Consider the following 23,030-nt stretch of genomic DNA (forward strand, 5'->3'; position numbering starts at 1 on the left):
GACCTGCTCCCTGGTTCGCCGAATTTGGAGACACAATGATCCCGTTGTCGTTCGCGCAGCGCCGGCTGTGGTTCGTGGACCGGTTCGAAGGTCCTTCGCCGACCTACAACGGCGCTTTCGCCCTGCGGCTGACCGGTGAGCTGGACGCGGACGCGCTGGAAGCGGCGCTCCGCGACGTCGTCGACCGGCACGAGGTCCTCCGCACGGTGATCGCCGAGGGCGACGACGGCATCCCGCACCAGCGGGTGCTGGCGTCCGGGGAGCGCCCGCCGGTCCTGCCGGTCCTGGACACCGCCCCGCAGGACCTGGCGGCGGCGGTGGACCGGGAGGCGAAGGCCACCTTCGACCTGGCCGCCGACGTGCCGATCCGCGCCACGCTCCTGCGGACCGGCCCGGACGCGCACACCCTCGTGCTCGTCGTGCACCACATCGCCCTGGACGGGGAGTCCCTCGGCCCGCTGCTGCGCGACCTCGCCGAGGCGTACGCGGCGCGCAAGGGGGGCTCGGCCCCGGAGTGGGAGCCGCTGCCCGTCCAGTACGCGGACTACACGCTGTGGCAGCAGGACGTGCTCGGCGACGAGTCCGACCCGGAGAGCCTGGCCGCCGGACAGCTGGCCTACTGGCGCGAGGCCCTGGCCGACATGGCGCAGCCGCTGGCCCTGCCGACGGACCGCCCGCGCCCCCAGCGCACCGGCCCCGAGGGCGGCCTGGTCCGCTTCCCGATCGAGCCCGGGCTGCTCGCCGCCGTGGAGAAGCTGGCCGCCGAGCGGGACCTCACCGTCTCCATGGTCATGCACTCGGCGCTGGCGGTGCTCCTGCACCACCTCGGCTGCGGCGACGACATACCGATCGGCGCCCCCATCGCGGGCCGCACCGACGAGGAACTGCGCGACCTCGTCGGCTTCTTCGTCAACACCTGGGTGCTGCGCGTCGACCTCTCCGGCAACCCCACCTTCCACGAGCTGCTCCAGCGGGTACGGGACCGGGCGCTCGCCGCCTACGACAACCAGGACATCCCCTTCGAGCGGCTGGTGGAACTGCTCAACCCGGACCGGTCCATCGCCTACCACCCCTTCTTCCAGGTGATGCTGGCCTGGCAGGAGCCCCTGGGGAGGCTGGAGTTCGCCGGCCTCGACGCCGAGTCGCAGACCCTGGAGACCGGCACGGCCAAGTTCGACCTGTTCTTCAACATGATCCCGGACGCCTCGGGCGGCGCGGAGGTCCGGCTGGAGTACGCCGTCGACCTGTTCGACGCCGGCACCGTCGAGACCCTCGCGGCCCGGTTCGTCCGCGTCCTGGACGCCCTCGCCGCCGACGCGGACCGCACCGTCGGCGGCGTCGACGTGCTCGACGCGGCCGAGCGCGAGCTGCTGCTCCACCGGTACAACGACACCGCCGCCGAGGTGCCCGCCGGGCTGACGGTCCCCGAGCTGTTCGAGGCGCAGGCGGCCAGGACCCCGGACGCCCCGGCGCTGGTGTGCGACGGCCGGACGCTGAGCTACCGGGAGCTCGACGAGCGGGCCGAGACCCTCGCGCGGGAGCTGAACCGGCGCGGGGCCGGACCCGAGGACCTCGTGGTGCTGGCGCTGCCGCGCACGGAGGAGCTCGTCGTCGGCCTGCTCGGCATCCTCAAGTCCGGCGCCGGCTACGTGCCGCTGGACCCCCAGTACCTCGCCGGACGGGCCCGCACCGTGCTCACCGAGGCCCGGCCCCGGTTCGTGCTGACCGACACCGCGACCGCCCGCGAGCTGCCGGAGCACGGCGTCCCGGTCGTCAACACCGACGACCGCGCCGCCTGGGCGGCCCCCGAGGGGCCGCGGGACGCGGCCGTGCGGCCCGCGCCGGACAACCTGGCGTACGTGATGTACACCTCGGGCTCCACCGGCAAGCCGAAGGGCGCCGCGATCACCCACCGCGGCGTGGTCAACGGCGTCCGGGAGCTCGTGCGCGTCCTCGACGCCCCGGCCGGCTGGAAGATGCTCTCCGGCACCTCCGTCAACTTCGACGTCTCCGTCTTCGAACTGCTGACCACCCTGTCCACCGGCGGCACCGCCGAGGTGGTCGACAACGTGCTGGCCCTCGCCGAACGGGACGCCTGGGACGGCCACGTCCTCAGCGGCGTCCCCTCGGTGCTCGGGGAGCTCGTGGGCCACCTGGACAAGGCGCCCGACGTGCGCACCGTGGTCTTCGCGGGCGACGTGCTCCCGGCCCGGCTGGTGCGCCAGGTGCGCGAGGCCCTGCCCGGCGCGCAGATCGTCAACTCCTACGGGCAGAGCGAGAGCTTCTACGCCACCGCCTTCCCCCTCGCCGCCTCCGAGGAGTGGACGCGGGGCGAGGTCGCGCCCATCGGCACCCCGCTCGGGAACATGCGCGCCTACGTGCTGGGCCCGGGCCTCGCCCCGGTCCCGCAGGGGGTCATCGGCGAGCTGTACGTGGTCGGCACCTGCCTGGGCCGCGGCTACCACGACCGCCCGGCCCTGACCGCCGAGCGGTTCGTCGCCAACCCCTTCGGCCCCGCGGGCGAGCGGATGTACCGCACGGGCGACCTGGCCCGCTGGAACGCCGACGGCCGGCTGGAGTGCGTCGGCCGCGGCGACGGCCAGGTCAAGGTGCGCGGCTTCCGCATCGAGACCGCCGAGGTCGAGGCGGCGCTCACCGCGCACCCCGGCATCAGCGAGGCCGTGGTCATCGGCCGCGAGGCGCCCACGGGCGGCAAGCGGCTCGTCGCCTACGTGGTCCACACCGGGGACGGGGCCGTCGGCGACGACGGGGCCGGCGGCATCGGCGACGTCGACGTCCAGGCCGGCGCGTCGGCCGCCGAACTGCGCAAGTTCACCGCGGCCCGGCTGCCCGACTACATGGTGCCCTCCGCCTTCGTCGCCGTCGGCCGGCTGCCGCTGGGCCCGACCGGCAAACTGGACCGCTCGGCGCTGCCCGAACCGGAGTTCCAGGGCGGCGCCTACCGCGAGCCGCGCACCGAGGCCGAGAAGATCATCACCGCGGCCTACGCGGACGTGCTCGGCGTCGACCGCGTCGGCGTCGACGACGACTTCTTCGCCGTCGGCGGCGACAGCCTGCGCTCGATCCAGGTCGTGGCCCGGGCCCGGGCCCGGGGCCTGGACCTCACCACGCGGGAGATCTTCGAGTGCCGCACGGCGGCCCGGCTGGCCGAGGCGGCCGCCGACCGCGGGGACCGGGCGCCCGTGCTCGCCGAGCTGGAGGGCGGCGGCGTCGGCCCGATGCCGCTCCAGCCGGTGGCGCGGCACGTGTTCGAGCACGGCGGCGGGCTGAACCGTTTCGCCATGTCGATCGTGCTGGAACTCCCCGAGGGCATCGACGAGGCCGGGCTGGCCGCCACCCTCGACTCCGTCCTCGACCGGCACGACCTGCTGCGCGCACGGCTCGTGCACGGCTCCGGCGAACCCTCCCTCGACGTGCGCCCGCGCGGCGCCGTCCGGGCCGCGGACCTGATCCACCGCGTCCCCGTCCCCGGCGGCTGGGAGGACCCCGAGGCGCTCCGCACGGCCAAGGCCGAACTGGAGGCCTCCGCCGGCCGGCTCGACCCCGCCGCCGGGACCATGGCGGACTTCGTCTGGTTCACCGCCGGCTCCGGCGCGGGCCGGCTCCTCGTCGTGCTCCACCACCTCGTCGTGGACGGGGTCTCCTGGCGCATCCTCATGTCGGACCTCGCCGAGGCCTGGCAGGACGTCCGCTCCGGCCGCACCCCCGAGCTGCCCGCCACCGGCACCTCCGCCCGCCGCTGGGCGGCCGCCCTGGAGGACGAGGCCTTCTCCCCGGAGCGGGAGGCGGAGCTCGACCACTGGCGCGACGTCCTGGAATCGCCCAACCTCCCCCTCGGGGAGCGGGCGTTCGACCCGGCCGCCGACACCATGGGCACCCTCGACACCGTACGGGTGCAGCTGCCCGCCGAGGTCACCGAGGCGGTCCTCACCCGGCTGCCCGCCGCGTTCAAGGGCACCGGCACCGACGTGCTGCTCGCCGCCCTCGCCCTCGCCGTGAACCGCTGGCGCGGCACGGACCGCTCGGCCCTGGTCCGGCTGGAGGGCCACGGCCGCGAGGAGGACGCCGTCCCCGGCGCCGACCTCTCCCGCACCGTCGGCTGGTTCACCGCCATGTACCCCGCCAAGGTCGACGTACGGGGCGTGGACCTGGACGAGGTCCTGGCCGGCGGCCCCGCCGCCGGACGGGCGGTCAAGCTGGTCAAGGAGCAGCTGCGCGCCGTCCCGGACAAGGGCCTCGGCTACGGGCTGCTGCGCTGGCTCAACCCGGAGACCGCCGTCCAGCTGGAGGAGTACGCCGACCCGCAGATCGGCTTCAACTACCTCGGCCGGATCTCCGACTCCGACGTGCCCGAGCACCTGCGCGGCCACGGCTGGATCCCCTCCGACTGGTCCTCCGAGCTCGTCCCCATGCCCGACCCGGACCTGCCCGCGCTCTCCGCGCTGGAGGTCAACTCGGTCGTCACCGACACCGCCGACGGGGCCCGGCTCCAGACCGTCTTCATGTTCCCCACCGGAGCCCTGTCCCGCGAGCGGGCCGCCGAGCTGGCCGCCCTGTGGGTCGAGGTGCTGCACGGCATGGCCGCCTACGCCGCCCGCCCCCGGATCGGCGGGCTCACCCCCTCCGACGCCCCCCTGGTCACCGTCGGACAGGGCGAGATCGAGGAGTGGGAGGAGCGCTACGGCCGGCTGGTCCAGGTGTGGCCGCAGGCCCCCGGACAGTCCGGCATCCAGTTCCAGGCGGCGCTCGCCGACGGCACCTTCGACGTCTACCACATGCAGTTCGTGCTGCACCTGACCGGACGGGTGGACCCCGCGCGCATGCGGGCCGCCGGGCAGGCCCTCCTGGACCGCTACCCCAACCTGCGCTCCGCGTTCCTCGCCGCCGACGGAGGCGACCCCGTCCAGGTCGTCGCCGAACACGTCGACGTGCCCTGGCGCCACCTCGACCTGACCGGCCGCACCGAGCCCGAGCAGGACGCGGCGCTCGACGCGGCCCTCGCCGCCGACCGGGCCGACCAGCTCGACCCCGCGCGGCCGCCGCTGTTCCGCCTGGCCCTGCTCACCTGCGGACCCGAGCGGTCCAAGCTCATCGTCACCGCGCACCACACCCTCTTCGACGGCTGGTCCTCGCCGCTGGTCATCAAGGACCTGGTCCGGCTCTACGCCGGCGACGAGGAACTCGCCCCCGTGCGCGGCTACGGCGACTACCTGGCCTGGCTCTCCCGCCAGGACCGGGACGCCTCCGCCGCCCGCTGGCGCGAGGAGCTCGACGGCTTCGAGCAGCCGACCCTGCTGGCCGCCGAGCGCACCGCCGAGGGGGAGGCCACGGCCCTCGGCCGCGTCGAGGTCCCGCTCTCCATCGACAAGGGCCGCGAACTCGCCCGCCGCGCCGCCGAACTCGGCGTCACGCTCAACACCCTGCTCCAGGGCGCCTGGGCGGTCCTGCTCTCGAAGCTGACCGGCCGGCCCGACGTGGTCTTCGGCGCCGCCGTCAACGGCCGCCCGGCCGACCTGGCCGGCTCGGACGAGATGGTCGGCCTGTTCATCAACACCCTGCCCACCCGCGTCCGCTGCCGGCCGGGCGACACCCTGGGCCAGGTCATCACCGACCTCCAGGACCGCCAGGTCTCCCTGCTCGACCACCACTACTACGGCCTGGCCGACATCCAGCGCGGCGTCGCGCTGCCCTCGCTGTTCGACACCATCGTCGTCTTCGAGAACTACCCCATCGACCGCGAGGGCATCGTCGAGGCCAACGAGTCCGCCGGCTTCACCATCGACGCCATCCGCCCCTTCGCCGGCTCGCACTACCCGCTCACCCTCAACTCCTCCGACCCCTACCTGCGGCTCTCCCTCGACTACCAGACCACCCTCTTCGACCGGGGCGCGGCCGAGGAGACCGCCGCCCGGCTCGTCCGGGTCCTGGACCGGGTCCTGGAGGATCCGGCCACCCCCGTCGGCTCCGTCGACGTGCTCTCGGAGCAGGAGCGCCACCTGCTGGTCGAGGGGGTCAACGACACGGCCCGCCCGCTGGCGGACGACACCCTGCCGGGCGCCTTCGAGGCCCAGGTGCGGCGCACCCCCGACCGGACGGCCCTCATCGGCGAGGACGAGACCCTGACCTACGCCGAGTTCAACCGCCGCGCCAACCGGCTCGCGCACTGGCTCATCGAGCGCGGCGCGGGACCCGAGCGGCTGATCGCCGTCAAGGTGCCCCGCTCCGTGGACCTGATGGTCGCGATCTACGCCGTGGTGAAGGCCGGAGCCGCCTACGTGCCCGTCGACACCGAACTGCCTGAGGACCGGGTACGGCTCGTCCTGGACGGCGCGAAGCCGCTGCTCGTCCTCGACGCGGACCTCCCCGACGTCTCCGGACACCCGGACACCGACCCCGTCCGCGACCTCTCCCCGGACCACGCCGCCTACGTCATCTTCACCTCCGGCTCCACCGGCCGCCCCAAGGGCGTCCAGGTCGCCCACCGGGCCATCATGAACCGGCTGGCCTGGGGCCTGTCCCACTTCGACGTCACCCCCGAGGACCGCGTCCTGCTCAGCACCACCGCGAGCTTCGACGTCTCGGTGCCCGAGATCTTCGCCCCCCTGCAGACCGGCGCCGCCGTGGTCATCGCCCGGCCCGACGGCCGCCGCGACCCCGCCTACCTCGCCGACCTGATCCGGCGCGAGCGCGTCACCGGCGCGGACTTCGTCCCCTCCCTGCTGGAGGCCTTCGCGGCCGAACCCGCCGCCAAGGACTGCGACAGCCTGCGCTGGATCGAGGTGGCCGGCGAGGCCTTCCCGCCCGCCCTCGCCAACAAGGTCTCCGCCCTCCTGCCCGGCCTCGGCGTCCACAACCTCTACGGGCCCACCGAGGCCTCCGTCGAGGTCACCGCCCACCGGCACGTCCCCGGCGCGGACCGGGTGCCCATCGGCGCACCCGTGTGGAACACGCAGGTGTACGTGCTCGACTCCGCGCTGCGCCCGGTCGCCCCGGGCGTCGCCGGCGAGCTGTACCTGGCCGGCACCGGCCTCGCCCGCGGCTACCTCGGCCAGACCGGCCTCACCTCGGAACGCTTCGTAGCCTGCCCCTTCGGCGGGCCCGGCAGCCGGATGTACCGCACCGGCGACGTCGTCCGCTGGAACGCAGACGGCCAGGTCGAGTACATCGGCCGCTCCGACTTCCAGGTCAAGCTCCGCGGCTTCCGCATCGAGCTCGGCGAGATCGAGCAGGTCATCGCCGGTCACCCGGACGTCGAAAGCGCCGTGGCCCTGGTCCGCGAGGACCGCCCCGGCGACCAGCGCCTCGTCGTGTACGCGGTCCCGGCCGCCGGCCGGACCCCCGAGCGGCTGGACCCGACGGCCCTGACGGACCTGGCCCGCGAGCACCTGCCCGAGTACATGGTCCCCTCGGCGGTCGTCCCGCTCGCCGGACTCCCCTCCACCCCCAGCGGCAAGCTCGACCGCAAGGCGCTGCCCGCACCGGACCTCCCCGCCCTGACCGAGCCCGGCCGGGGCCCGCGCAACGCCACCGAGGAAACCCTCTGCGGGCTCTTCGCCGACCTGCTCGGCGTGGACGAGATCGGCATCGACGTCGACTTCTTCGACCACGGCGGCCACTCGCTGCTGGCCACCCGGCTCACCGGCCGCATCCGCAACGCCCTCGACGTCGACGTGAAGGTCACGACCGTGTTCCGCAACCCGACCGTCGCCCAGCTGGCGGAGCAGATCGCGGAACTGGCCGGGTCGACGTCGAACCGCCCCCAGCTGCGGCCCCGACTGGGCCGGATGACCGTATCGGAGCAGGCCCGATGATCCCCCTGTCCTTCGCGCAACGCCGGATGTGGTTCCTCCACCGCCTGGAGGGCCCCACCGCGACCTACAACATCCCCTTCGTGCTGCGCCTGGACGGGCCGCTGGACACCGACGCCCTGGCCGCGGCGGTGCGCGACGTCGTCACCCGGCACGAGAGCCTGCGCACCCTCATCACGGAGGACGCGGACGGCACGCCCGAGCAGCTGATCCTCTCCCCGCAGGAGGCGGACGTCCGGCTGCGCGTCGCCGACGCGGCCGCGGACGCGGTGGACGCCGTACTGCGGGAGGCCGTCGCCGAGCCCTTCGACCTGGACACCGAACTCCCCCTGCGGGCGACCGCCTTCCGGATCGCCCCGCAGGAGCACGTCCTGGCGTTCGTCTTCCACCACATCGCGGCCGACGGCGCCTCGATGGGGCCGTTCCTGCGCGACCTGATGGAGGCCTACGCGGCCCGCCACGCCGGACACGGGCCCGACTGGGAGCCGCTCCCCGTCCAGTACAAGGACTACACGCTGTGGCAGCAGCAGCTGCTCGGCGACGAGGACGACCCGGGGAGCATCGCGGCGGGCCAGCTGGACTACTGGCGCCGGGAACTGGCCGACGTGCCGCAGCCGGTCAACCTGCCGCTGGACCGCCCCCGCCCGGCGGTCGCCGGCCACCGGGGCGGCCACGTCTCCTTCGAGCTGGAACCGGAACTCGTCGCCCGCCTCGGGAAACTGGCCGCCGAGCACGGGGCCACCGCCCCCATGGTCGCCCAGGCCGCGCTCGCCGTCCTGCTGCAGAAGCTGGGCGGCGGCGAGGACGTCACGATCGGCAGCCCCATCGAGGGACGCACCGAGGAGGCCCTGGGCGACCTCATCGGCTTCTTCGTCAACACCTGGGTGCTGCGCGCCGACCTGTCGGGCGACCCCTCCTTCGGCGACCTGCTCGACCAGGCCCGCGACAAGGCCCTCGCCGCCTACGACAACCAGGACGTCCCGTTCGAGCGGCTGGTCGAGCTGATCGGCCTGGACCGCTCCACCTCCTACCAGCCGCTGTTCCAGGTGATGCTCGCCTGGCAGTTCGTCTGGCCGGAGATCCGGATGCCCGGCCTGCGGGCCACCCCCGTGGCCCTGGGCACCGACACCGCCAAGTTCGACCTGTTCTTCAACATCGTCCCCGACGCCACCGGGCGCGCGCACGGCCGCCTGGAGTACGCGGCCGAACTGTTCGACCACACCACGGCCGCCGCCGTCGTCGACCGGTTCGTCCGCATCCTGGAGCAGGCCGTCGCCGACCCCGCCCGGCGCGTCGCCGAGCTCGACGTCCTCGACCCGGACGAGCGCGCCTGGCTGCTGGACACCGCCAACGACACCGCCGGGCCGACCCTGGAGCCCGGCCTGGTGGAGGCCGTGGCCCGGCAGGCCCGCGAACTCCCCGACGCCCTCGCCGTCATCGCCGAGGACCGGTCGCTGACCTACGCGGAACTCGACGCGCGGGCCGGCCGGCTGGCGCACTGGCTGGCCGGACGCGGGGTGCGCCCCGAATCCCTCGTCGCCGTCCGCCTGCCCCGCTCGGCGGACCTCGTCGTCGCCCTGCTCGCCGTCCTCAAGGCCGGCGCCGCCTACATCCCCGTCGACCCGGAGCACCCGCAGTCCCGGATCGACTACATCCTCGCCGACTCGAACCCGGCCCTCGTCCTCGACGCCGACACGCTGGCCGAGGCGGCCCGGGAGGACGCCGGCGGCCCCCTCCCGGTCCCCGCCCCGCGCGTCTCCACGGACAACACCGCGTACGTCATCTACACCTCCGGCTCCACCGGCAACCCCAAGGGCGTCAGCGTCCCGCGCGGCGCCCTGGACAACTTCCTGGCCACGATGGGCCGCACCGTCCCGCTGTCACCCGCCGACCGGTGGCTCGCCGTGACCACGGTCTCCTTCGACATCGCGGCACTGGAGCTCTACCTCCCCCTGGTCCACGGCGCGGCCGTCGTCCTCGCGGGCAAGGACACCCTCTCCGACCCGTCCGAGGTCGCGGCCGTCCTGCGCCGCCACGAGGTCTCCGTGGTCCAGGCCACCCCGGCGTTCTGGCAGATGCTCCTCCAGCACGAGCCCGACGCCGCCAAGGGGCTGCGGGTCCTGACCGGCGGCGAGGCCCTCCCGGCCCGGCTCGCCGGGACGCTGGCCGGCGCCGCCGCCGAGGTCTTCAACGTATACGGCCCGACCGAGACCACCATCTGGTCCACCCTGTCCCGCGTCGAGGCCGGGACCGGCGTGGCCATCGGCTCCCCGATCGGCAACACGCGGGTGTACGTCCTCGACGCGCGGCTGGCCCCGGTCCCGCGCGGGGTCCAGGGCGAGCTGTACATCGCGGGCGAAGGCCTGGCGCGCGGCTACCAGGGCCGGCCCGGACTGACCTCCGAGCGGTTCACGGCCTGCCCCTTCGGCCCCGCCGGCGCCCGCATGTACCGGACCGGCGACCTCGTGCGCTGGTCCGCCGACGGCCGCCTGGAGTACCTCGGACGCACCGACTTCCAGGTCAAGGTGCGCGGCTTCCGCATCGAACTCGGCGAGATCGAGAACGTCCTGGCCGCACACCCCGGAGTGGCCCAGGCCGTGGTCGTGGTCCGCGAGGACCGGGAGGACGACAAGCGCCTCGTCGCCTACGTGGTCCCCGACCCGGAGGCCGCGGCCGCCGACGCCGACGGCCAGGTCGACGAGTGGCGCCAGGTCTACGACGAGAGCTACACCGACTCCGCGGACGAGGCCCTCGGCGAGGACTTCGAACTGTGGACCTCCTCCTACGACGGCGAGCCCATCCCCTGCGAGCAGATGCGCGAGTGGCGGGACGCGGCGGTCGCGCAGATCCTGCGGTACGCGCCGCGCCGGGTCCTGGAGATCGGCGTCGGCTCCGGACTGCTGCTGGCGAAGATCGTCGGCGAGGTCGAGGAGTACTGGGGCACCGACATCTCGGCCACCGTCGTCGACCGCGTCCGCCGCCAGGCCGACCAGGCCGGCCACGGCGACCGGGTCCGGCTCACCGCCCAGCCCGCCGACGACGTCTCCGGGCTGCCCCGGGGCGCCTTCGACACGATCGTCCTCAACTCGGTCGTGCAGTACTTCCCGAACGCCGCCTACCTCGACCGGGTGCTGGGCGAGGCCCTCGACCTGCTCGCGCCCGGCGGCCGGATCGTCATCGGCGACGTCCGCAACGCCGCGACCCTGCGGCTGCTGCTCACCGCGACGCAGCGCGCCGCCCACCCGTACGCGGCGCCCGAGGAACTGCGCTGCCTGGTCGAGAAGGCCCTGTTCGCCGAACGGGAACTCGTCCTCGCCCCCGAATGGTTCACGGACTGGGCGCAGGGCCGCCCCGTCGGCGTCGACATCCGGCTCAAGGCGGCGGACGCGCACAACGAGCTGACCCGGCACCGCTACGAGGTCGTCCTGCACAAGGATCCCGCCGACGCGCTCGACCTGGCCGGCGTCCCGGCCGTGCCCTGGCGGGGCGACGCCTCCGACCTGGCCGTACTGGCCCTGCGGGCGGACCGGACGGGCCCCCTGCGGGTCACCGGCATCCCCAACGTACGACTGGCCGAGGAGTCCGCCGCCGCCGTCACGGCGGGCGTCCTCGACCCGGCGCCGGACGCCGCCGCGCCCGCCGACCCGGAGGAACTGCTCCGGGCGGTCCGCGCGCACGGCAGGGACGCGGTCGTCACCTGGTCCGGTGCGGACCCGCGCGGCTTCGACCTGATCCTGCTGCCCGCCCCGCAGCCCGCGGAGCGGATCGTCACCGGCGCCTTCGACGCCGCCGCCGGCGCCGGGCGGACCCGGACGAACAACCCCTGCATGGCCAAGTCGGTCGGCCCGCTGCTGGCCCGGCTCCCCGAGTACCTGCGCGGGCGCCTGCCGGACTACATGGTGCCCACCGCGATCGTGCCGCTCTCCGGGATCCCGCTCACCCCGAACGGGAAGCTCGACCGGCGGGCGCTCCCGGTACCGGACTACGCCCGGGTCTCCACCGGCCGGGCGCCGCGCACCCCGCGCGAGGAGGCCCTGTCCGCCCTCTTCGCCGAGGTCCTCGGCCTGGACCGGGTCGGCGTCGACGACGACTACTTCGCCCTCGGCGGGGACAGCATCCGCTCCATCCAGGTCGTCGCCCGCGCCAAGGCCCGCGGCACGCTGATCACCGTGCGGGAGATCTTCGAACACCGCACGGTCGCCCGGCTCGCGGAACTCGTGGACGGGCGGGACGAGGAGACCCCGGTCCTGCCCGAACTCCCCGGCGGCGCCGTCGGCCGGGCCCCGCTGCCCCCGGCCGCCGAACGCCTCCTCGCCCACGGCGGACCCGTCGGACGGCTGTGCACCGCCCGGCTGCTCACCCTGCCCGAGGGCACCGGCCGCCCGGAAGCGGCCGCGGCCGTACGGGCCCTGCTCGACCGCCACGACGTCCTGCGCGCCCGCCTCGACCGCGCGGAGCCGGCCCTGTTCGTGGAGGCGGCCGCCGCCGTGGACGCCGACGCCCTGCTGCGCGAGGCCGACGGCGACGACGTCCGGGCCGAGCTGGAGGCCGCCGCCGGCCGCCTCGACCCGGAAGCGGGCGTCATGGCCCAGTTCGTCCGGCTCACCCCCGCCACGGGCGGCGACCGGCTGCTGGTCGTCGTGCACCGCCTGGCCGCCGACGGACCCTCCTGGCGGATCCTCCTCGCGGACCTGGCCGACGCCTGCGCGCAGGCGCGCGAGGGCCGCACCCCCGAGCTGCCCCGCACCGGCACCTCCTACCGCCGCTGGGCCCACGCCCTGGCCGACCGGACCGCCGCCACCGCCCCGCCGGAGCAGCCGGAGGCCCCGTACGAGGAGGAGTTCCTCCTCGGAACCCGGCAGCCCGACCCGGCCCGCGACCTCGCCGCCACCACCGGGGCGGTGCGGGTCACGGTCCCCGCGGACGTCACGGCGGACCTGCTCGGCCCGCTGCCGGCGGCGTACCGGGCCGGCGCCGAGGACGGCCTGGTCACCGCGCTGGCCCTGGCCCTGGCCCGGTTCGCCGAGACGCGCGGCCTGCCCGCCGCACCGGTGTCGGTCCGGCTGGAGGGCCGCGACCGGGCCGAGCACGTGGTGCCCGGCGCCGACCTGTCCCGCACGGTCGGCCGGTTCACCGCCGAGTTCCCGGCCCGCCTCGACCTGTCCGGCATCGACCTCGCGGACGCCCTCGACGGCGGTCCCGCCGCCGGCCGCGCCCTGAAGGCCGTCAAGGAGCAGGTGCGGGCGGTCCCCGACCACGGCGTGGGACACCGCGTCCCCGCCGGGCGGCCCGCACCGCGGATCGGGTTCACCTACCTCGACCGCACCCCCGGCGCCGGCCTGCCCGGGGAACCCGTCCACCCGGACCCCGCACCCGACGCGGACCTGCCCGCGGCCTCGGCCCTGGAGATCGAGGCGGCCGCCGTCCCGGTCCCCGGCGGAACCGGGCTCACCGCCTCCTTCGCCTTCCCCGCCGGGGTCCTCTCCCCCGAGGAGGCCACCGAGCTGGCCGGGCTCTGGGTCCGGGCGCTGACCGCCCTCGCCCGGCACGCCCACACCCCCGGAGCCGGCGGACTGACCCCGTCCGACGCGCCCCTGGCCGGCGTCGCCCAGCAGGAGATCGACACCTGGGAGGCCCGGTACGGCAGGCTCGCCGAGATCTGGCCGGCCACCCCGACCCAGTCCGGGATGCTCTTCCACACGCAGCTCGCGGGAGCCTCCTTCGACCCGTACCACAACCAGCTGGTGTTCCACCTCTCCGGCGAGGTCGACCCGGACCGCATGCGCCGGGCCGGACAGGCCCTGCTGGAACGCCACCCGGGCCTCCGCGCCGCGTACGCCGACCGGGCCGACGGCGACCTCGTCCAGGTGGTCCCGGCCGAAGGCGTCGTCCTGCCCTGGCGCCACCTCGACCTGACCGCCGCCGGGCTGCAGGAGCGGACCGAGGCGTTCGAGCGGTTCCTCGCCGAGGACCGGGCCGACCACTTCGACAGGGACGTCCCGCCGCTCATCCGGCTCGCCCTCGTCGTCATGGAGCCCGGCCGCGCCGAACTCGTCATGACCTCCCACCACGTCCTGTTCGACGGCTGGTCCACGCCCCTGATCATGCGGGACCTGCTGCTGCTCTACGGCTCCCGCGGCGACGGCGCCGCCCTGCCCGGGGCCCCGGACCTCGGCGCCTTCCTGACCTGGCGGGCCCGCCAGGACGAGGAGGAGTCCGCCCGCGCCTGGACGGCCGAGCTCGAAGGGGTCGAGGACCCCACCCTGCTCGCCCCCGGCTCCGAGGGCATCGGCGACGAGGGCGTCGCCCAGCTCGACGTGCCGTTCCCCGCCGAGGAGGCCCGCGCCCTCGCCGCGCGCGCCGCCGAACTGGGCGTCACCGTCAACACCCTGGTCCAGGGGGCCTGGGGACTGCTCCTCGGCCGGCTCACCGGCCGCCGGGACGTGGTCTTCGGCGCCACCGTCTCCGGCCGCCCCCCGGCGGTGGCGGACGTCGGCGAGATGGTCGGGATGTTCATCAACACCCTTCCCGTACGCCTCGCGTACGCCCCCGGCGACACCCTCGCCGAGATCCTCACCCGGCTCCAGGACCGGCAGGCCGGACTGCTGGAGCACCACCACCGGGGCCTCACCGAGATCCAGCGGGCCGTCGGCCGCCAGTCCCTCTTCGACACCCTGTTCGTCTTCGAGTCCTACCCGGTCGACCGGGAGGGCCTCGAAGCGGCCGGCGCCGCCGCCGACGGGATCGAGTTCACGGGCCTGCGCCCCGCCACCGCCACCAACTACCCGCTGGCCCTGATGGCGGCGGCCGACCCGCACCTCCAGCTGATCTTCCAGTACGCGCCCGGCGTCTTCGGCCGGGAGGCCGTGGAGCTGATCGCGGACCGCCTGGTACGCGTCCTGCGCCAGCTGACGGCCACCCCGGAGCTCAAGGCCGCGCAGCTGGAGGTCCTGGAGCCGGCCGAACGCCTCCGGCTGCTCGCCGCCTTCAACGACACGGCCGCCCCCACCCCCGCCACCACCGTGGGCGGGCTCGTCGAGGCACAGGCCGCCCGCACCCCGGACGCCCCCGCCCTCACCGCCGGGGACGAGACCCTCAGCTACCGCGAACTGAACGCCCGGGCCGACCGCCTGGCGGGCGAACTGGCCGCGCGCGGAGTGGGCCGCGAGTCCCTGGTCGCCCTCGCCCTGCCCCGGTCGGCCGAACTGGTCGTCGCCCTGCTCGCGATCCTGAAGGCGGGCGGCGCCTACCTCCCCGTCGACCCCAGGTACCCCAGCCACCGCCTGGCGGCCATCCTCGCCGAGGCCCGCCCGCTCCTGGTCCTGACCGACACCGCGACGGCCGGGACGCTGCCCGCACACGACGCCCCGGACCTCCTCCTCGACACCCTCGACCCGTCCGGGCCCGCCACCGCCCCCGCGACCGCACCGCACCCGGACCAGCTGGCGTACGTCATGTACACCTCCGGCTCCTCCGGCAAGCCCAAGGGCGTCGCCATCACCCACGCGAACATCGTCAACGGCGTCCTGCGGCTCGCCCCCCGCGTGGGGATGGAACCCGGCAAGCGGCTCCTCGCGGGCACCTCCGTCAACTTCGACGTCTCCGTCTTCGAGATCTTCACGACCCTCGCCTCCGGCGGGACCGTCGAACTGGTCCGGGACGTCCTGGTGCTGGGCGAGCGCAAGGAGGGCTGGAGCGGCGCCGTCGTCTCCACCGTCCCGTCCGCCTTCGCCGAACTCGTCGACGCCATCGCCGGCCGCACCGAGGTGGAGACGGTCGTCTTCGCCGGCGAGGCCCTGCCCTCCTCGCTCGTCGAGAAGGTCCGCGGCGCCTTCCCCGGCGTCCGCGTCGTCAACGCCTACGGGCAGAGCGAGTCCTTCTACGCCACCGCCTTCACCGTCCCCGACGCGGGCCCGGTACGGGCCGGCAGCGCACCCGTCGGCACCCCCCTCGGCAACATGCGGGCCTACGTCCTCGGCCCCGACCTGGCGCCGGTGCCCCAGGGCGCGGTCGGCGAGCTGTACGTCGGCGGCAACCTGGGCCGCGGCTACCAGGGCCGCGCCGACCTCACGGCCGACCGCTTCACGGCCGACCCGTTCGGCCCGGCCGGCTCGCGGATGTACCGCACCGGCGACCTGGCCCGCTGGAACGCCGAGGGCCAGCTGGAGTACACCGGCCGCGGCGACTCCCAGGTCAAGGTGCGCGGCTTCCGCGTCGAACCCGGCGAGGTCGAGGCGGCGCTCACCGCCCACCCGGCCGTCGGCCAGGCGGTCGTCATCGCCCGGGAGGCCCCCGGCTCCGGCAAGCGGCTCGTCGCCTACGCCGTGCCGGACACCGCCGTCGGGGCGGAGGAGCTGCGCCGGTTCACCGCCGAGCGGCTGCCCGAGTTCATGGTGCCCTCCGCCGTCGTGCTCCTGGACCGGCTGCCGCTGATGCCCAACGGCAAGCTGGACCGGGCCGCGCTGCCCGAACCGGAGTTCACCGGCGCCCCCTACCGGGCACCCCGCAGCGCCCGCGAGGAGGCCCTGACCGCCCTGTTCGCCGAGGTCCTCGGCCTGGAGCGGGTCGGCATCGACGACGGCTTCTTCGAGCTCGGCGGGCACTCCCTGCTCGCCACCCGGCTCATCAGCCGCGCCCGCGCCGAGATGGGGGTGGAGATCCCCATCCGCAAGATCTTCGACCTGCCGACCGTGGCCGCGCTCGCACCGTGGCTCGAGGAGTCGGCCGTACCGCGCCGCCCGAGTCTGCGCCAGATGTTCGTATGAGGAGTGAAGCAATGATCCCGCTGTCCTTCGTGCAACGTCGCACATGGTTCCTGCACCAGCTGGAGGGTGCGGAGACCTGGAACATCTCCTCGGCGTTCCGGCTGACCGGGCCCCTGGACCGGGCCGCCCTCCACGCGGCCCTCGGCGACCTCGTCGACCGGCACGAGATCCTGCGCACCGTCTACCTGACGGACGACGACGGGGAGCCCCACCAGGTCATCCTGCCGCTGGAGCGGGCCTTGGAGCAGGTGGCGCTCCCGGTCGCCGACGTGGCGCCCGAGGACGAGGCCGCCGCCGTGGACGAGACCGTCGCCCACTGGTTCGACCTGGAGGCGGAGATCCCCCTGCGGGCCCGCCTGCTGCGCACCGGACCCGAGGAGCACGTCCTGGTCCTGGTCATCCACCACATCGCCTCCGACGGCAGCTCGGGCGCCCCCCTGGCCCGCGACCTGGCCGCCGCCTACAACGCCCGGCGGGCCGGCGGGGCCCCGCGGTGGGAGCCGCTGCCCGTCCAGTACAAGGACTTCACGATGTGGCAGCGCGAGGTCCTCGGCGACCTCGCGGACCCGGCGAGCCTGGGCGCGCAGCAGGTCGCGTACTGGCGCCGCGAACTGGACGGGGTGCCGCAGCCCCTCAACCTCCCGCTGGACCGCCCCCGTTCCGTCGAGGGCGGCACCGACGGGGACGCCGTGCCCATCCCCGTGCCGGCGCGGGTGATGGCCGGACTGCAGAAGCTCGCCGACGGGCGCGGGCTGACCATGTCCATGGTCATGCAGGCCGCGCTCGGCGTACTGCTGGGCAAGCTCGGCGGCGGCGAGGACATCCCGGTCGGCACGCCCATCGCCGGCCGCACCGACGAGGCCCTGAACGACCTCATCGGCTGCTTCGTCAACAACCTCGTCATCCGCATGGACCTCTCCGGCGACCCGACCCTCGCCGACCTCCTCGCCCAGGTGCGCGACAAGGCGCTGGCCGCCTACGAGCACCAGGACGTCCCCTTCGAGGTGCTGGTCGAGCAGCTCAACCCCGACCGCTCCGCCGCCTACCGGCCGATCTTCCAGGTCATGTGCGGCTGGCAGAACACCGAGAAGTGGTCCCTCGAACTCGACGGCCTCGACGTCGAATACCGCCAGGCCCTCCTCGCGACCACCCAGGTCGACGTGTTCTTCAGCATGACCACCGACGAGAGCGGCGCCCTGCGCGGCGACATCTCCTACGCCACCCACCTCTTCGACCGGGACACCGTCGAGGACATGGCCGCCCGCTACGCCCGCGTCCTGGAGCAGTTCGCCGCGGACCCGCAGACCCGCGTCGGGGACGTGGATGTCCTCGTCGAGGGCGAACGGGAACTGCTCCTCACCGAGGTCAACGACACCGCCGAGGCCACCCTCGAAGGCGGCCTGGCCGAGGCCGTGCGCCGCCGCGCCGAGGCCGCCCCGGACTCCCTCGCCCTGATCGCCGAGGAGGAGACGCTCACCTACCGCGAGCTGGAGGCCCGCTCGAACCGCCTCGCGCACTGGCTCGCCGGCCGCGGCGTGCGCGCCGAGTCGCTCGTCGCCGTGTGCCTGCCCCGGACCGCCGACCTGCCGGTGGCCCTGCTCGCCGTCCTCAAGGCCGGCGGCGCCTACGTCCCCGTCGACCCGGACCACCCCCGCTCCCGCATCGACTTCGTCCTCGAACAGGCGAAACCGACGCTCGTCCTCGACGCCGACACCCTCGCCGCCGCGGACTACGCCGGCCTCCCGGACACCCCGCCCGAGGCCGTCGTCCGCCCGGACAACACCCAGTACGTCATCTACACCTCCGGCTCCACCGGCACCCCCAAGGGCGTGACGATCCCGCGCGGCGCCGTGGCCAACTTCCTCGCCGCGGCCGGCCGCCGCTTCCCGCTCACCCCCGCCGACCGGATGCTGTTCAGCACGACCGTGTCCTTCGACATGGCCAACACCGAGCTGTACCTCCCCTTCGTCTCCGGCGCCACCATGGTCCTGGCGCGGAAGGAGACCGTCACCGACCCCTCGGCGATGACCGCCCTGCTGCGCCGCCACGGCGTCACCGTGGTCCAGGCCACCCCCGGCTTCTGGCAGATGCTCCTCACCCACGAGCCCGAGGCGGCCCGGGGCCTGCGGATCATCACCGGCGCGGAGGCCGTCCCCGTCCGCCTCGCCGAGACCCTGGCCGAACAGGCCGCCGAGGCCGGCAACTGGTACGGCCCCTCCGAGACCACCACCTGGTCCACCACCGCCCCCCTCAAGGCCGGGGCGGGCGTGGCCATCGGCACGCCGATCGGCAACACGCAGGTGTACGTGCTGGACGCGCGGCTGCGCCCGGTCCCGCGCGGGGTCCAGGGCGAGCTGTACATCGCCGGCGACGGACTCGCCCGCGGCTACCAGGACCGCCCCGAGCTGACCGCCGAACGGTTCGTGCCCTCCCCGTTCGGCCCCGCCGGCTCCCGGATGTACCGCACCGGCGACCTGGTGCGGTGGAACAAGGCGGGGCAGCTGGAGTACCTGGCCCGCACCGACCACCAGGTCAAGGTGCGCGGCTTCCGCATCGAGCTCGGCGAGATCGAGCACGTCCTGGCCGGACACCCCGACGTGTCGCGGGCGGCGGTCGTCGTCCGCGAGAACCGGCAGGGCGACCGGAACATCGTCGGCTACGTGGTGCCCGCGGCGGACGCCGGCGCGCCCGCCGCACTCCTCCCCGAGCTCACCGAGTACCTGCGCGGACGCCTCCCGGACTACATGGTGCCCTCCGCGCTGATCCCCCTCGACGAGATCCCGCTGACCCCCAACGGCAAGCTCGACCGGCAGGCCCTGCCCGACGGCAGCGCCGCCGCCCCGGCCGGCGGCGCGCCCCGCAACTCCCACGAGGAGAGGCTGGCCGCCGTCTTCCGCGAACTGCTGGACCGCGAGGACGTCGGCGTCGACGACGACTTCTTCGCCCTCGGCGGCCACTCGCTGCTCGCCACCCGGCTCAGCGTCCGCATCCGCAAGGACTTCGACGTCGAACTGCCGCTCAGGACGATCATCAAGTTCCCGACGGTGGCCGAGCTTGCCGCCCTGCTGCTCGCCGGAGCCGTCCCCGACGAGGTCGCCGACCCCTTCGGCGTCGTCCTGCCGCTCAACAGCGACCCCGGCACCGGCAGGAAGCCGCTGTGGTTCTTCCACGGCGGCGGCGGCCTGGGCTGGGCGTACTTCAGCTTCGTCACCCACGTGCAGGGCCGGCAGGCGTACGCCCTCCAGTCGCGCGGCGCCGACGGCCGGGCCCCGCTCGTGGAGTCCATCGACGAGATGGTCGACCACTTCATCGAGGAGATGCTCGCGGTCCAGCCGGAGGGCCCCTTCAACCTGGTCGGCTGGTCCTACGGCGGCACCCTCGTCCAGGCCGTCGCCGCGGGCCTGGACCGGCGCGGCCACGAGATCGCCCTCACCGCGATCCTGGACTCCCAGCCGGGCGGCCAGGGCTGGTCCGACATCCACCGGAACAAGACGGTAGACGACTACCGCGACGAGCTCGAGGACTTCTTCGGCCAGTACATCGGCACCGGGAACCAGCAGGACTTCCTCGACAACATGTCGAAGGTCCTCGCCAACAACACGAACCTGATGATGGATTGGGAGTCCCCGGTCTACGAGGGCGACGTCGTCTTCTTCCACGCCACCCTCAAGGACGAGATGTACGCCCACCTGTGGCGCCCCTACGTCCGCGGTGCGATCGAGGAGCACGACGTGGCCGCCACCCACCACGAGATGAACCTGCCCGGACCGGTGTCCGAGGTCTTCGAGGTGCTCAACCGCAAGCTGGCGGACCTGGCATGACGAACCCGGCGGACCGTCGGACGGATGATCGGAGTTGGTGTCGATGACGCAGACCACGCTGCTGTGCGTGCCGTTCGCGGGAGCGGGTCCCTCCTTCTTCCACCCCTGGCGCGAGCTCGCCGCCGGCCGGTGGCGGGTGGCCTCGGTGGAGCTGCCGGGCCGGGAGCGGCGGATCATGGAGGAGCCGTACCGCAACGTCTACGAGGCGGCCAAGGGCTCGATCGACGAGGTCGTGGCCGACCTCGGCGAAGGGGCGCGGACCGTCCTGTTCGGGCACAGCCTGGGCGCCGTGCTCGCGTACGAGCTGGCCCACCTGCTGGGCGAGCGCGGCGTCCACGTCGAAGGGCTGGTCGTCAGCGGCTCCCCGGGCCCCTGGACCCAGCGCGAGCGGCGCGCGGCGGGCCTGCCCGACGAGGAGTTCCTCGCCCGGGTCGAGGAGTTCGCCGGCTTCCGGCACGAGGCCCTGGACCACCCGGAGATGCGCGAGCTGATCCTGCCCGTCCTCCAGGCCGACTGCGAGATGCACGAGAGCTACGTACCGAGCACCGACGTACCGCTGGCCGTGCCGATCCGCTCGCTGCGCGGCGCCGACGACGGCCTGGTCACCGCAGAGGAGGCCCGCCAGTGGCAGGCGGCGACCACCGCCGGCTTCTCCTACGCGGAGTTCCCCGGCGACCACATGTACCTGGTCGACGCGGGCCGGGAGGTCCTCGACGCGATCGCCGAGCAGTAGCCCCGGACAGCGGATGCGCACTCCAGCGCCGTGTCAGGGGCGTGACAGGTCGATGACAGGCCCGGAGAGGAAAGTGGAGGCATGAGAAGTTCAGCGATCGCAGTTTCAGGGCTGCGTAAGGCATACGGTGACAAGGTCGTGCTCGACGGCATCGACTTCGACGTCGCCGCGGGATCGGTCTTCTCCCTGCTCGGCCCGAACGGGGCCGGCAAGACGACGACGGTCAACGTCCTCACGACGTTGATGAAGGCCGACGCCGGCACGGTGCGCGTCGCCGGGCACGACGTGGCGACCGAGACCAAGCGGGTGCGCGGGGCCATCGGCGTGACCGGCCAGTTCGCCGCGGTCGACGAGCTGCTGTCGGGCCGGGAGAACCTCACGCTGATGGCGGACCTGAAGCGCGTGCGCGACGGCGGCCGCGTGGTGACGGGGCTGCTGGAGCGGTTCGACCTGGTCGAGTCGGCGGACAAGCAGGCCTCGACCTACTCCGGCGGCATGCGCCGGAAGCTGGACCTGGCGATGACCCTGGTCGGCAACCCGCAGGTGATCTTCCTGGACGAGCCGACCACGGGTCTCGACCCGCGCAGCCGGCGCACCATGTGGGGGATCGTCCGCGAGCTGGTCGCCGAGGGCACCACCATCTTCCTCACCACCCAGTACCTGGAGGAGGCGGACCAGCTCGCCGACCGGATCGCGGTCCTCAACCAGGGCCGCCTGGTCGCCCAGGGCACCCCCGAGGAGCTCAAGCGCCAGATCCCCGGCACCCACGTCCGGTTCCGCTTCGCCGACCTCGTCGAACTCGACGCGGCGGCCCGGGTCCTGACCGAGGCCTCCCGGGACGAGGAGGAGCTCACCCTGCGGGTGCCCGGCGACGGCGAGACCCGGTCGGTGCGCGCCCTGCTGGACCGCCTCGACGCGCACGCGATCGACGCCCAGGAGTTCTCCGTGCAGCGCCCGGACCTCGACGACGTCTTCCTCGCCCTGACCGAGCAGACGGCGGCTACCCAGCAGACCAGCAAGGAGGCGATCGCACAGTGAGCACGGTCTCGACGCCGTTGGCCGATTCGGCGATCATGCTGCGCCGCAACCTGAAGCACACCGTGCGCAACCCCGTCACGGTCTTCAACGCGGTCCTGTTCCCCATCATCATCATGCTCATGTTCGTCGGGGTGTTCGGCGGCGCCTTCAGCGTCGGCGAGGACTACGTGGACTACGCCACGCCCGGCCTGCTCGTCATGGCCATCAGCTACGGGCTGGGCGCCACGGCCACCGCCGTCAACGACGACATGACCAAGGGCATCATCAACCGCTTCAAGGTCATGGACGTCTCCCGCGGCGCCATGCTCACCGGGCACGTCATCGTCACCTCGGTGCGCTGCCTGGTGGCCTGCGCGGCCATCGTCGGCGTGGCCTTCGCCATGGGCTTCGACCCGGGCGCGAGCGCCCTCGACTGGCTCGGCGTCGTCGGCGTCATCGTGCTGCTGAGCTTCGCGGCCGGCTGGCTCACCGTCGCCACCGGACTGGCCGCCAAGACCGTGGAATCGGCCGGCCTGGCCTCCGTACCGCTGATCATGCTGCCGTTCCTGAGCACCGCCTTCGTCCCGGCGGAGTCCATGGGCACGGGCATCCGGCAGTTCGCGGAGTACCAGCCCTTCACCCCGATCATCGAGACCCTGCGCGGACTGCTCCAGGGCCACCCGTCGGGCGGCGACGCCCTCGCCGCCGTCGCCTGGTGCCTCGGGCTCGCCCTCATCGGCTACCTGTGGGCGGTCTCCTCGTTCAACAAGCGGGCCTGAACCAGGGGTTTGGAGAGGAAGTCGTCGGCACCGGTGTCCAGTGCCTCCGCCTCGTCGTACTCGCCGTCCTTCGCGGTCTGCATCAG

Annotated in this window: 6 protein-coding genes and 1 pseudogene; 6 read left to right on the top strand and 1 reads right to left on the bottom strand. The window is 74.1% G+C overall.

All coding sequences use genetic code 11. The annotated features are described in order from the left end of the window. Positions 1-35 precede the first annotated feature (35 nt). The 6 genes from AB0O29_RS13380 (at position 36) to AB0O29_RS13405 (ending at position 22,944) form a co-directional block, all read left to right on the top strand. On the top strand, positions 36-7,832 hold the full coding sequence (locus tag AB0O29_RS13380; protein ID WP_365150732.1) for an amino acid adenylation domain-containing protein: 7,797 nt from the start codon (positions 36-38) through the stop codon (positions 7,830-7,832). Beyond that, a complete protein-coding gene (locus AB0O29_RS13385) occupies positions 7,829-16,594 on the top strand; it encodes an amino acid adenylation domain-containing protein (RefSeq protein ID WP_365150735.1) in 8,766 nt (2,921 codons plus the stop codon). The genes AB0O29_RS13380 and AB0O29_RS13385 overlap by 4 nt, the downstream gene beginning before the upstream one ends. A gap of 11 nt (positions 16,595-16,605) precedes the next feature. Next, positions 16,606-20,415: an amino acid adenylation domain-containing protein gene (locus AB0O29_RS13390; protein ID WP_365150738.1), complete on the top strand. Its 3,810-nt coding sequence runs from the start codon at positions 16,606-16,608 to the stop codon at positions 20,413-20,415. A gap of 43 nt (positions 20,416-20,458) precedes the next feature. Beyond that, entirely contained in the window at positions 20,459-21,148 is a 690-nt protein-coding gene (locus AB0O29_RS13395; protein ID WP_365150741.1) for an alpha/beta fold hydrolase, read from the top strand. Between the two features lie 81 nt (positions 21,149-21,229). After that, complete coding sequence (locus AB0O29_RS13400) at positions 21,230-22,186, top strand: ATP-binding cassette domain-containing protein (protein WP_365150744.1); 957 nt, start codon at positions 21,230-21,232, stop codon at positions 22,184-22,186. Then, on the top strand, positions 22,183-22,944 hold the full coding sequence (locus AB0O29_RS13405) for an ABC transporter permease (RefSeq protein WP_365150747.1): 762 nt from the start codon (positions 22,183-22,185) through the stop codon (positions 22,942-22,944). Before AB0O29_RS13400 ends, AB0O29_RS13405 begins: the two co-directional genes overlap by 4 nt. Before the next feature lie 5 nt (positions 22,945-22,949). On the opposite strand, the pseudogene AB0O29_RS13410 reads toward AB0O29_RS13405, so the two are convergent. After that, positions 22,950-23,030 (bottom strand): annotated as a pseudogene (locus AB0O29_RS13410) (response regulator transcription factor); the annotation flags it as partial.

The sequence above is a fragment of the Streptomyces sp. NPDC089915 genome (genome assembly GCF_040684675.1).
Classification (GTDB): domain Bacteria; phylum Actinomycetota; class Actinomycetes; order Streptomycetales; family Streptomycetaceae; genus Streptomyces.